The sequence below is a fragment of the Candidatus Thermoplasmatota archaeon genome, from assembly GCA_018814355.1.
Taxonomy (GTDB): Archaea; Thermoplasmatota; Thermoplasmata; order UBA10834; family UBA10834; genus COMBO-56-21.
In genome coordinates this window covers 1-11,892 of record JAHIZT010000023.1, presented here as the reverse complement: position 1 = coordinate 11,892, position 11,892 = coordinate 1, and the positions used below count along the sequence as shown (strand labels likewise).

12 protein-coding genes and 1 tRNA gene are annotated in these 11,892 nt (G+C 55.0%); 5 read left to right on the top strand and 8 right to left on the bottom strand.

Translation table 11 applies throughout. From position 1 onward, the window contains the following. The 7 genes from KJ653_01045 to KJ653_01015 all read right to left on the bottom strand — a co-directional run. On the bottom strand, positions 1-205 hold a 205-nt coding region (locus KJ653_01045; GenBank protein ID MBU0684424.1), incomplete at its 3' end, for a hypothetical protein. Between the two features lie 85 nt (positions 206-290). Beyond that, positions 291-375 (bottom strand) — tRNA-Leu (locus KJ653_01040). 463 nt (positions 376-838) lie between these two features. Then, positions 839-1,708, bottom strand: a complete 870-nt coding sequence (gene map, locus KJ653_01035) for a type II methionyl aminopeptidase (GenBank protein MBU0684423.1) — start codon at positions 1,706-1,708, stop codon at positions 839-841. A gap of 10 nt (positions 1,709-1,718) precedes the next feature. Further along, positions 1,719-2,363, bottom strand: a complete 645-nt coding sequence (locus tag KJ653_01030) for a threonylcarbamoyl-AMP synthase (GenBank protein ID MBU0684422.1) — start codon at positions 2,361-2,363, stop codon at positions 1,719-1,721. Beyond that, positions 2,363-3,010, bottom strand: coding sequence for an MBL fold metallo-hydrolase (locus KJ653_01025; GenBank protein ID MBU0684421.1), 648 nt, complete (start codon positions 3,008-3,010; stop codon positions 2,363-2,365). Before KJ653_01025 ends, KJ653_01030 begins: the two co-directional genes overlap by 1 nt. Before the next feature lie 98 nt (positions 3,011-3,108). After that, positions 3,109-3,924 carry a GTP-binding protein gene (locus KJ653_01020; protein MBU0684420.1) on the bottom strand — a complete coding sequence of 272 codons (816 nt, stop codon included), beginning with the start codon at positions 3,922-3,924 and terminating at the stop codon, positions 3,109-3,111. A gap of 65 nt (positions 3,925-3,989) precedes the next feature. Continuing rightward, positions 3,990-4,574, bottom strand: coding sequence for a hypothetical protein (locus KJ653_01015; GenBank protein ID MBU0684419.1), 585 nt, complete (start codon positions 4,572-4,574; stop codon positions 3,990-3,992). A 138-nt stretch (positions 4,575-4,712) separates the two neighbouring features. Here KJ653_01015 and sucC point away from each other — a divergent pair, with 138 nt between their 5' ends. The 3 genes from sucC to KJ653_01000 all read left to right on the top strand — a co-directional run bounded on the left by sucC (position 4,713) and on the right by KJ653_01000 (position 7,452). Further along, complete coding sequence (gene sucC, locus KJ653_01010; protein MBU0684418.1) at positions 4,713-5,822, top strand: ADP-forming succinate--CoA ligase subunit beta; 1,110 nt, start codon at positions 4,713-4,715, stop codon at positions 5,820-5,822. Between the two features lies 1 nt (position 5,823). Beyond that, positions 5,824-6,681 (top strand): succinate--CoA ligase subunit alpha, encoded by an 858-nt coding sequence (gene sucD, locus KJ653_01005; protein MBU0684417.1) that lies wholly within the window; start codon positions 5,824-5,826, stop codon positions 6,679-6,681. 72 nt (positions 6,682-6,753) lie between these two features. Next, positions 6,754-7,452, top strand: coding sequence for an HAD-IA family hydrolase (locus tag KJ653_01000; protein MBU0684416.1), 699 nt, complete (start codon positions 6,754-6,756; stop codon positions 7,450-7,452). Positions 7,453-7,457: 5 nt separating this feature from the next. On the opposite strand, the gene KJ653_00995 is transcribed toward KJ653_01000, so the two are convergent. Then, a complete protein-coding gene (locus KJ653_00995; protein ID MBU0684415.1) occupies positions 7,458-8,099 on the bottom strand; it encodes a histidine phosphatase family protein in 642 nt (213 codons plus the stop codon). Positions 8,100-8,249: 150 nt separating this feature from the next. Here KJ653_00995 and KJ653_00990 point away from each other — a divergent pair, with 150 nt between their 5' ends. Both KJ653_00990 and KJ653_00985 read left to right on the top strand, forming a co-directional pair. Then, positions 8,250-9,170, top strand: coding sequence for an IS200/IS605 family accessory protein TnpB-related protein (locus KJ653_00990; GenBank protein ID MBU0684414.1), 921 nt, complete (start codon positions 8,250-8,252; stop codon positions 9,168-9,170). Between the two features lie 1,173 nt (positions 9,171-10,343). Beyond that, the gene (locus KJ653_00985) at positions 10,344-10,736 is read left to right on the top strand and encodes a Zn-ribbon-containing protein (protein MBU0684413.1); all 393 of its coding nucleotides are present in this window, start codon (positions 10,344-10,346) and stop codon (positions 10,734-10,736) included. Positions 10,737-11,892: the final 1,156 nt, after the last annotated feature.

The following is an 11,892-nucleotide window of genomic DNA, read 5'->3' as shown; positions in this document are numbered from 1 at the left end:
TCTCCGCCCACACATTGTTCAGTTCGTCTTCGAGCTGCTCTCTCGGAGTCAATCCTTTAGGGCTCTTTCTCAGCGCGTCGTCCACGACTTCCACAACAAACTTGGAGAGCGAGAGGCCGTGTTTTTCGGCCTCGGTCTTCCACTCATCCACCATCTCGACAGTCGGAAGATACAGGTTTACCTCGCGGTCCTTGAGGGTCTTCATACGCCCCAAATTGGGTCTTCCCGGGCTTTTTTTCATCGGTACCGGATATATGTCTGGACTATATATAATCTACCGGTAGAAAATGTGCGAGGGCCCGGATTTGAACCGGGGGACCCCTGCGAGAACAGATCTTGAGTCTGTCGCCTTTGACCTAGCTTGGCTACCCTCGCGCGGTCATTTGGTAGGTTTGGTGGGGTAATAAACATTCGCAGATGCCGGCCTTGAGAATTGAACCATCCATCGGAAACGCAGGTGCACCCCGTCTGCAATGCGTTTCAGCCAGCGGCACCGTCAAGTCGCGAAATCAAAAGCTATATTAGACCTTCTACGACTAGCTATCACTGTCACATGGTGAAACCGAAAGAGATTAAAGTGAGTACATAGTTAAGCGATACGAGCAGTGCGTGAGGACGCTCTGCTCTCTCCAACATGGAGAGGCATTACCAACACACCTCGCCATTTCCTCCAGAATTTCGAACCACCCACAACTTCTATAGAATAGAGGTGTTCGCAATGCCTCTCCACCCAACTATTTTTGGATGTTGGGTGGAGGGGAGCGAGGTTCTGGAGGACGTGCAGTCAGTGTTCTAAACCCCAGTGCACCTTCGTTCTCCAAAAAGAGTTCAGAACGGCCTAAGTAAGGGTCGTGCAGCCGTCAGCTGTGACTATGACCGAGTGCTCTGCCTGGGCCACCAGTCCGTTGGCCATGTCTGTAAGCACCGGATAGCTCATTATCATACCGAGCCTGAACATCTTGAGCACGAGGCCCTGGGCGTCAGGGGCCAGCTCGTCACACCATCTGCCAGCGAACGGGAATGGGCCGAATCTGCTCTTGATCTTCGAGAACAGCTCCATGACTTCAGGGGCGGACTTCCTGTCCCTAACGATTCTGAAGATGTTGCCGCGTCCCCTTCCCCCGACCCTGCCCGCACCGACCGTCGAGAAGGGCTCGATTGCCAGGACCATTCCCTCTTCGACGACGGCCCTGTCCTTCGTCTCGATGCTTGGTATGCTAAGGCCAGCGTGAAGGTTGAACCTCTCCATGCTGTGACCAGTGAGGTTCTCAACCGGTTTGAATCCGGCGGACCTGATCGTCCGGGACACCGTGGCGCCCATGGACGCCAGTGAAGTCCCAGGGGCGACCATCTCGATGCACATCGTCAGGGCGTCTTTGGCGCACGCGATAAGAGTTGAATTATTCCTCGTACCGACCTCGACCGTAGCTGCCGTGTCCGCCGGGAACCCGTCGACGTGGGCGCCCACATCGATCTTAACAATGTCGCCCTGCTTGAAAACGATGCTATCGGCCCTAGAAGGAGTGTAGTGAGCGGCGACCTCGTTTACACCAATATTGACAGGGAATGCGCATTGTCCGCCCCTTTCTAGTATAATTGCCTCTATCGCATTGGCAAGCTCGAGGGAGCTCCCGCCTGCCCTGATGTGAGAGATGCCGAACTCGCGGGCGGCTCTCGCGATCTTCCCCGCTTGGATGTACTTCTCCAGGACATCAGGGCTAACGGAGGGCGTTCTCGATCTCCTCCTGCGGAATCACGCCCTTCCTGATGACCTCCACTATGCCGTCCGAAACGTCGACTATGGTAGAGGGCTTCGAGTACCTGGTCTTGCCACAGTCAACGCACAAGGGAACTGCACCCTTCAGGTCATTCTGCACCATGGCGACATCGACGGGATCCGGGTGCGAGTGAGTGTTGGCGCTGGTGGCAGTGATCGGTCCGAACCTGTCTATGAGCCTTAGGGCGAATGGGTGATCTGGTACGCGTATGCCTATCTGGTTCGATCCCGAGGTGAGTATGTCCGGTATGCTTGGTTTCTTGGTGAGCAAGATCGTCAGGGGTCCTGGCATGAACTTCCGGACCAGTTTGCGCGCGTTGTCGTTGAGCACGGCCACGCTCTCCATCATCTTCTCGTTGCTGACGGCGATGGAAAGAGGCATGTCGAACGGCCTGTCCTTGACGATGAAGACCTTCTTGACGGAGTTCTCGTTGAAAGGGTCGGCGGCCAGGCCATAGAGCGTGTCCGTCGGGAAGACCACGAGCTCGCCCGCCTTCAGCGTGCCTATGATCGCTTCCCAGTCCTTCTCGCGCAGGTCGCACTTCTTGCACCCGTTCTTCTTGTCCGCGCACTTGATCACTTTCATCAGTAGCCCTCTTCTATGTACTTCGCTGCGAGCCTCAGATGCTGCGGAGCGTCTCCCTCAGCATACGATCCGTGTCCCGGATACATGTTCTTCAGTCCTAGCTTCTCCAACCGTTTGATAGATGATATGAGCTGGCCGAGGTCTCCGCCGGGCAGGTCCCACCTGCCGACGCCTCCGTCGCAGAAGACCGTGTCGCCGACGATGGCCGAGTTGCTCTTCTGCTCGTGGAGGACTATGCTGCCTGGTGAATGCCCAGGCGTGTGCAGCACCTCGAGCTCCGCAGACCCACACTTCAGCTTCTGTCCTGTCTTGAGCGGCTCGAGGTCCAGCTGGCTTGGCTTCTGCCCGAACATATCGGAGATCGCCAGTGACGAATCTCCGGACATGATCGGGACCGCCTCGGCCTCATGCAGATATATCCTGCCTCCTGTTGCCTTCTGGAATGCTGCCGCGCCTCCCAGATGGTCGTAGTGACAGTGTGTTAGTACTATCCTGCCGACCTTTCTGAGGGGTACGATCCTGGATACCGTATCGAGGCTCGCATCGGAGTACATCCCAGTGCCCGTGTCCACCACTATCGGGTCCTCATCTTCGAGGAGATACACGTTACTGTCGTATCCCACTCCAGCGATGTAGTGAACCTTCATCTCGAAATGGGGATAGCACCCGTGTTATAAAGCTTTGGCTTTTGCACAACGGGCAACACACTGTGAAGCGGTAGTAGCCAGCATGACGACGCGGGGGTTCAGCCCTTGGCGAGGATGACCATCCTCTGCCGCTCCTCTAGGTTCACTCTAGCGACGCTCTTCGTGAGCGAGAGTTCTTCCGCCTTCGCGAGCCCGTCCAAAGCCTGAAGGACCGATTCTTTCTGAGGCTTTCTGATATCCACGCCAGCATCCTCGAACTGGTGCTGGACTATGAGCATGGCCTTCTCAAGATCGCCATACTGAGCGCAGAAGTCCTGGACGATGAAATCAACCACTTCAGCAAGTGACTGGGGCGGTTTCTCCCTCATCTTCGCCTGCGCTCCCACCAAATCGGCCACCAGCAAGTCGCCCAGCATGTTGAATATCTCCTCCACATTCGCTCCGGTCTTCGCACTGGTGAGCAGGGTCTGATAGCCTAGCCTCTGGCCCATGGCCTCCATGACCGCTGCTGTCATCGAGTTCTTCTCTGCAAGGTCGACCTTGTTTCCCACAACAACCGTCGGGATCATCCCGACCTGTGCGTGAACCTCCTTCAGCCAGAAGTCCTGAAGGCTCTTTATCGTCTCAGGTCTCGACAGGTCGCCCACCAAGATCAGTCCCTGGGCGCCACTCAGGCTGGCCGACCTTATCTTGGAGTACTCCTTCTGTCCCAGGATGTCCCATATCATCATCCTGAGGTTTATTATCAGATTCGGCTTCACGACCTGGATGTCCTTCCTGGAGACCTTCGTGCCGATGGTCGCGATGTACTTGTCATCGAATTTGTTGACTACATACCGCGCAATGAGGGAGGTCTTGCCGACGCCCCCGTCCCCGAGCAGGACTACCTTCTTGAGAATGTCCCTGAGCTCCATCCAGAAGCACAATACACCGTCTAGGGATTAAATCTTTCACTCAGCACAGTGAAGAATCGAATGGCTCAGTGGCGGTATTTCCCGGACAGGAATTTCTTCATGATCAGGTCGACATCTCCCAGCTCTTTCTTGTCCCCGGACCAGTGGCTGATCTTCTCCCCGAACTCCTTCTCGAGGTCGTCCGTCGCTATCTTGAGCTGGAGTCTAAGGCGTTCGGGCTTCTTTGTTGAGATTATGGCAGCTATGACTACGTTCTTCGAGTGCGAGATGAGGATGTCGTAGTTCTCGAACTTGATCTCATTGAGCTTTCCCCCCGCCTCGTCGAAGCTCTCTCTGACGAAGTTCTGGACCGCGGTGAGCATGCCCGCCATGATGTCCTGATCCTGATCCGGCCGGAGGCGCCTCGTGTAGTGCTTCAGCAGCATCCCGGTGGGCGTCATGAGGAACACCTCGTCGACGATGGTCGGCGAAGACCTCCAGACCATGAAAAGTCCGACGACGTTTATCGTCGTGAGTGCGGCGACGACGCCTATGAAGAAGAGTTTCGTGTTGGTGTCCTCGAAGGGCACTATGAAGGCGACCACGCCCATCACGAGAAAGATGGCGACCGACATCACGATGAGAGTCTCAATCCTAATGTCCTGCTCCATCGAAACGCATGATTGGACGGTCTCGTGATAAGGCTTTCGATACCATTGGCACCACGCAAGCGGAGAACATTGAAAGTCCGTCTTTGAGGAATACATAAATAGCTCGATTCAGGGTTACTCGACCAAGGCGATCTGTAGATGAAGCTGTTCGAATACAAGGCAAAGGAAGTGCTCAAGAAGTACGGCATACCAGTGCCGGAAGGATTCGTCGTGTCCTCGCCGGACCAGATCAGAGCCATTTCCGGGCCAGTCATGGTCAAGGCGCAGGTCTTGATCGGCGGCAGAGGCAAGGCCGGCGGCATCAAACCTGCTCAGACGGTCGAGGAGGCGAGAAGGGTCGCGTCCGCGATCATCGGCATGAACATCCGCGGCTACATCTCGAAGGAGGTCCTCGTGGAACGGAGGCTCGATGTCGCGAAGGAGCTCTATCTGGGCATCACTATCGACAGGAGCAGGCGCTCGCTGGTGATCATGGCCTCGCCCGACGGAGGAATGGACATTGAGAGCGTCCCCGAGAACAGGATCCTCATGATATCGCTTGACCAGTTCATAGGCTATCAGCCATTCGTGGGAAGGAAGGTCGCATCATTCATGGGCCTTCCAAAGGAACAGGCGTCGCAGCTGGCGAACATATGCCAGCGCATGAGCGAGCTCGTCATGAAGGAGGACGCTGAGCTTGCGGAGATCAACCCGCTTGTTGTCACAAAGGACGGAAAGGTCATCGCAGGAGACGCGAAGGTGACGATCGATCCCGACGCGCTTTTCAGGCACAAGGAGTACGAATCGTTGCCCGAGGACCTAACACCGCTCGAGGAGAAGGCCAAGAGGCTGGACATAGCTTTCGTGCAGCTCGATGGCAACATCGGCGTCATAGCCAACGGAGCTGGACTCACGATGGCTACCCTTGACAGCATCAACATGTTCGGCGGGAAGGCGGGGGTGTTCCTCGACCTCGGAGGGACTGACGATCCTGAGAAGGTCAAGAGCGCGATGCTCCTTATGCGCGAGGCCAGGCCGAAGGTCATCCTGCTCAACATATTCGGAGGCATAACCAAGTGCGACACCGTCGCCAAGGGCGTTCTGGAAGCGATCGACTCTGAGAAGGTGACCATACCGATCGTCGCGAGGATCAAGGGAGTCAACGAGGACATCGCGAGGACGATGCTGAAGGACGCGGGGATGATTCCAGCATCTGGCCTGAGCGAGGCGGCCGAGCTCGCATCCAAGGAATCGCTGAGGGGTGTGTGAAATGGCGATCATTGTAGATGACAGTACCAAATTGGTCGTGCAGGGCATCACAGGATACCAAGGGTCGTACCACTCGAAGGCAATGATGGACTTCGGGACGAAGGTAGTGGCCGGCACCTCACCAGGCAAGGCAGGAGAGAAGGTGAACAACATCCCCGTCTTTGATTCTGTGTCCGAAGCGATCGAGACCACAGGGGCGAACACATCGTGCATGTTCGTCCCGGCACCGTTCTGCAAGGACGCGGCGCTGGAGGCCATAGACGCAGGGATCAGGACCCTCGTCGTGGTGACCGAGCACTTGCCCGTGCTCGACGCGATCCACTTCGTGTCTGTCGCGAGGAGCAGGGGCATCACCGTGATAGGTCCCAACTGCCCAGGGATAGCTTCTCCGGGCAAGGCCAAGGTGGGCATCCTTCCAAACAATATATTCAAGAAGGGCAACATCGGAGTGGTCTCGAAATCCGGCACCCTCACCTACGAGATCGTTAACTCAATCACCGAACACGGACTTGGGCAGTCCACATGCGTGGGAATCGGAGGAGATAGAGTCTCCGGTACGAGCTTCATCGACATACTGGAAAGGTTTGAGGCTGACAACCAGACCAAGCAGATAGTGCTCGTCGGCGAGATCGGTGGGACTGCGGAGGAGGAGGCGGCCGAGTATATCAAGGAGAACATCGACAAGCCCGTTGTCGCGTACATCGCTGGGCGCACCGCTCCGCCCGGGAAGAGGATGGGGCATGCAGGCGCCATAATCGCCAGAGGCAGAGGAACAGCCGAGAGCAAGATCAGGGCGCTCGAGGCTGCGGGTGTGAAGGTAGCGAAGATCCCAACGGATGTCCCAGAGCTGCTCACCTGAACTGAGCTGAGACACCTCATCATCCGCTAGGTCCGCTAGTCTTACATACACGGTCGACGACTTATAGTCAAGATGACCGAAGAGATCGACGCTATCATGTTCGACGCGGGCGGCACTCTGATCGATGTGCGGCCGCCGAAGGAGGAAATCTTCGCCCGCGTTCTCTCGGAACACGGTTTCAACACTAGGCCGGAGAAGATAGCCTCCTCGATGGCCAAGGCGGACAGACGGTTGGACGCAGAGTTCGCAGAGATAGACGGTAAGGATGAGGCTCGATTCTGGCAGGAATACGACGACCTCGTACTCGCTGACCTGGGCATCAAGACCCACATCGATGAGGTCTCGAAGGATCTCTCCAAGTCGTTCGAAGAAATCATGCAAAAGGCGGAGAGCTGGACGGATTACCCGGACGTCCGACCCGCATTGGAAAGGCTGCGCAGAAGGGATTTCAAGCTAGGCGTTGTGTCGAACGCCACGGACCTCCTGAACAAGGTCTTTCTCAACCTCGACCTGTCAAAATACTTTGACTTCGTGATCATATCAGATGAGGTCGGCGTGAGGAAGCCGTCACCGAGGATCTTCATGATGGCTGCTGAGGAAGCAGGGGCAAGTCCGAGCCGCTCAATCTACCTCGGCGACAAGCCCAATGTCGATATTCACGGTGCCACCAGGGCAGGCATGAATGCGATCCTGGTAGACAGGGCAAATGCGTTCCCGGACGCAAGGTGCCTTAGAATCCGAGACCTCACGTACCTCGAGCGCTTCTCCTGATACGGTCAGAAATCCTTCTGAGATGGCAAGTCCAGCCTGGCCAAATGCGATGTATCGTTCAATTTCACCGGCGTGAACCTTCTGTCCTCGACCTCGAAGATCGAGACTGCGCACGGATCATGCCTGATCCCGTTGATGTCTCTGAGGTGTTTGCCGAGCATATAGGCTGTCATGAACTTCAAAGGAATCCTGTGAGTGACCAGCACGATGGTTCCGGTTCCGTGCATGAAGACGAGCTCCCGAAGCGCGGTGTTCACCCGCTTCCACGCCTTCTTGGTGCTCTCGCCGCCGGGGAACTTCATCTTCGCGGGGGTCTTCATCCATCTGTCATAGGCCTTCGGGTGCCTCTCTTGCACTGTGCTTTCCTTGAGGCCCTGCCAAGTGCCGTAGTTGATGTCCACCAGGCCCATGTTCTCTCGGATCTCGATCTCGTGGGGCATGGCGACCCTCCTCGCAGTGACGAGGGCTCTCTTGAGCGGGCTCGAGTACACCGCCTCGAAGACCTTGTCTCTCAAAGCCTCGGCTGTGGCGTCGGCTTGGGCGATGCCTGTCGCGTTGAGTCGCACATCCTCATGTCCCCTGAATATGCTACCCGTGTTCCAATCGGTCTCACCGTGCCTGATGAGAATGAGCTCGAGCTTTGGCATTTCAGTTGCTCGGATAACGAACGGGCTATTTAGGTTCTATCGGTTCAGGAACAACTCGGGCGGTGAAGCCGTCAGAGGGTGCAGCCGCCTGCTCCCATTTGCTACATGTAGTCGGAGAAGTGTTATATGCGGGTCATCGTCAAGAATGAGATGCTAGTCAAAGGAGTTGTCTTCCGGTTAGATAAGGAGATTCCGTCGGAAGCCAAGATTCTGCTCGAGGACTTCAGACTGGCGGTCAATAGCGCGATTAGGGAGGGCCTCCAGGCGAGAGTGACCTCGAGAAATGCTCTGACTAGGATTGCATACAAGGATCTTCGCAAACGATATCCTAGGATGTACTCCCAGCATCTTGCATCAGCGTTCGAGGTGGCTGGTGGCGTTCTCAAGAACTATCGCAGGCGCGTTCGCAAAGGGGGTGCGTGCAATATCCCATATGTCAAGCGCCTCATGATGAAGGCAGAGAACCAGGCGTACAAGCTCGATCGGCAATCTGGAACTATCGACCTTCCGATAATGGCTGGCTGTCATATTGGATTGAAACTTGTCGTCAGCCAGTACCATCGGAAGTTCCTGGACGATTCGACTCTCTCGCTCGGATCGCTCACTCTTCTTCCTGATAGGGTCATAGTAGCCTTCAGGAAGGGTGCCACGGCACCGTACACATCCGAGTCGGCCCTTTCTCTCGACACCAACGAAAGAAGCCTGGACGGCGTTTTCATCGACAGCGCCTCTGAAAGGGCAGTCTCAGTCAGGGCGGGATTCAGTGATGTAGCCATCATACAGCAGCGGCACCACGACCGACGGAGAAGGTTGCAGAAGAAGAAGGCGCATGACAGGCGCACATCGAGAAACCTGTGTAGGCGGGAAGGCACAAGAGAGCACCATCGGATTGAGTACAGACTCCACCAAGTGGCGGATTCCGTACTCTCCTTTGCCGAGGGTAAGAAGTCGGCTATTGTGCTTGAGGACCTGACAGGAATCCAGTTCAAGAGGGGCAAGGACATGAATCGCCGCCTCAGCCTGTGGCCGAGGAGGAAGCTCCACCAGATCATCGAGTACAAGGATGTATAAGCAAAGATGCACTGCATTACGGATTGGACATGTCGAACCGCGTTTTGTCGCTTACTGCTGGCTCATTATGCCGGGAGGTCCATAATTTTGAAAGACCTTCGATGAAGAGGCAAGATTTTCGAATTTGCTGCTTCGTTTGATAATGACGGATTCACCGCATTCGAGTACAATCTTGTTTGCCTTGATGAAAGAGCCGGGGTTGACAGGGCTGCTGCTTTCATCGAGGACTTGCCAATGCCGCAATGCTGCATCGTGACTACCGACCGTGGACTTGGAAACGCCCATGGTCCCTCCGAGAGCACGGATCGTCATATCGCGAGTTGTAAAGGCAGATCTCAGCGAGATTATGCGCTCGTAAGTCTGCACGAGCCAAATCTCTGACAGTTTCTCGGGATGCAGGATAAACGACAGTGAGCCATCATTCTCGCGTTTAGTGTAGAGCTGCAAATTTATCGCGAAGCTGTATTATTGTCCAGCCATGAGGTACCCGCTCCGGGCCTCCAGATACGCCAATCACCTGTACACGGACCACCAGCATGTGGTTCTTCTGGCATCGTACGATGCGAACCAGTTTATGCTGGTTCGCTTTCTTCCCATCCCACGGCACGAGGCTATCCCATCCTTGGAGCCAGTCCCGCGGCACGGGGCTATCCCAACTCCTGGGTGGGGTCATATCGTGCCGACGTTTCTACCTTTCCAGGATGTCGCTTTTCAGAGGATTTCTACAGAGCACGAGGCGAGGCTCGAACCGCTTCTTTAAGCAAGCATGAGGGAAAAACAAGGAAGGCTTAATATCTTGAAGTAGATTGCACGGCAAGTGGAAAAATGGCAAAGGGTCTATGCAAGAAATGTGGAAAAGAGGTCGGTAGCTTCATGAAACCAGCAGGATTCAAATGCCCTCGGTGTAACTATGTCTACTGTGGGCCATGTTCTCCCAAGATCGGGACTTTTGCAAAGAGGCCCGCATGTCCTGAATGCGGTGTCGCGATGAAGCCGTGACCAAAGGCGATTTGACCGATGGAAATCAACGAAAGAGAAGTGGCGCGGGATTCAGCAAGGCTCCGGGGCACCAACGGCACTTTCATTCTAACGAATAGACGGGTTCTGTTTGAGCATGGCTCGGGTCTTGTATCAAGAAAGTCCTTCACTGTGCTCGACCTTCCACTTTTGGCATTGAAAGATGTAAAGATCGAAAGGGGTTTTGCAAAGACCAAGCTGGTCCTGATTGCCCAAGGTGAAGGATACACTGGATTGCCGAGAATCGAGATTGAAATCGCTTCGGCGGACAAGTGGGGTTCGGCGCTTTCCTCTCAGATTGCATCAAGGCGAGCGGAGATCGAGGAGGAAAAGAGGAAAAGCAAAATCCAGTATGTCGTGGATTTCTCATTCCTCAAAGCTCAGATGGAACGCGGAGGCATCTCGCTGCAATCAATCAAATGTCCCAGTTGCGGGGCCAGTGTGCAGCTGCCGACACAAGGCAGTTATTTCAAGTGCTCCTATTGCGCGAGCCTGATACAGTCTCAAGATGTCTTTGACCGAATGAAGGGGTTACTCGGCTCTCTTTGATTGCGGGTAAATGGGACCTAAGTCTTCTTCTGTCTCTTATCATCTGCTGTGTGGGTCTGAAGGGATTCGAACCCCTTTGGTTGCCAGCAAAACCACGAAGCGGAGTCAATCAAATGAGGGACAAGGCGGTTGAGAACGTCTGACGAGACTACGAGCGAATCGTGTTGATGCCGTTGGTCGGAGCGAAGATAGGGCTAGCGCTCATGTTCGAGGACCTTGTCAAGCAGGGCGTGGTCAAGAAGCATTGTGTTCGCACAGGTGAATCGGTGAGATTCGAATAGGCTTCAACACCGGACAAAACAGGTAGTGTGCGACAGAACCTCTGCATACCGAAGAGCCAGGCAGTTTTTCACTCGACAAGATACACGGGAAGTGCGCACGAAAAATACACGATGTGCTCACGATAGTGCGTACGATGTGCGCCTGACAGGGCGCCTGAAGTGTGCCTGAAATGTGCACGATGCCGTGCATGAAATGCGCCTGAAGCTGCGTACGAAGTGAGCCCGAAACCGTGTACGAAATGCGCATGGAACTGCGCACGAAAGTTGCACGAAAGAGCTCTCGAAGAACGCACGAAAAAAGCTCGACAGAAGGATCGGATGCTACTTGCTCATGACGATTCGTGCATACCGATGAGCCAGACAGTTTTTCGCTCGATAGATTTGCCGAAGATTCGCTCGAGAAATCGCTGAATAACCGCCGATGATGCATTGAGGAATGCCCGAGAAGTCGCCGAGGACGCATCGAAGAGTCATCGAAGACGCATCGAGGAACGCCCGAGGGGTCGTCGAGGCACCGCTGAAGATCAGCAGTTTGGATTTCCTTGCTGCATACTGGAAACAAGATGGTTATGGGGAGCCGTGCTTTCGAAACCAGGTGAGCTCAATGCAACTAGAGAGGACACATGGAGAACATGAGTAATCGGATTGCTGTCTCTCCATGTAGCGAACATAGGGACGCGGGCGATGAATACACGCTCCTCTAACCATCAACGCAAGCTGCGCTTCTTGCATCATTTCCTAGGATACTAGCTCCGGCAATACGAGGTCATTGATGAAGTCCAATCCCCATGTAGAAGTTGAGCACGCGGGTCCAATCTCGCGTAGGAATCGACTCTCGCGAACACGTAGAACACCTCTTCCTGCCCAATCTGCCT

Bases quoted from the DNA above. Each gene is read 5' to 3' on its own strand.
- KJ653_01030 (MBU0684422.1), bottom strand. From the start codon at position 2,363: ATGAAAGTGATCAAGTGCGCGGACAAGAAGAACGGGTGCAAGAAGTGC.
- KJ653_01025 (MBU0684421.1), bottom strand. From the start codon at position 3,010: ATGAAGGTTCACTACATCGCTGGAGTGGGATACGACAGTAACGTGTAT.
- KJ653_01020 (MBU0684420.1), bottom strand. From the start codon at position 3,924: ATGGAGCTCAGGGACATTCTCAAGAAGGTAGTCCTGCTCGGGGACGGG.
- KJ653_01015 (MBU0684419.1), bottom strand. From the start codon at position 4,574: ATGGAGCAGGACATTAGGATTGAGACTCTCATCGTGATGTCGGTCGCC.
- sucC (MBU0684418.1), top strand. From the start codon at position 4,713: ATGAAGCTGTTCGAATACAAGGCAAAGGAAGTGCTCAAGAAGTACGGC.
- sucD (MBU0684417.1), top strand. From the start codon at position 5,824: ATGGCGATCATTGTAGATGACAGTACCAAATTGGTCGTGCAGGGCATC.
- KJ653_01000 (MBU0684416.1), top strand. From the start codon at position 6,754: ATGACCGAAGAGATCGACGCTATCATGTTCGACGCGGGCGGCACTCTG.
- KJ653_00995 (MBU0684415.1), bottom strand. From the start codon at position 8,099: ATGCCAAAGCTCGAGCTCATTCTCATCAGGCACGGTGAGACCGATTGG.
- KJ653_00990 (MBU0684414.1), top strand. From the start codon at position 8,250: ATGCTAGTCAAAGGAGTTGTCTTCCGGTTAGATAAGGAGATTCCGTCG.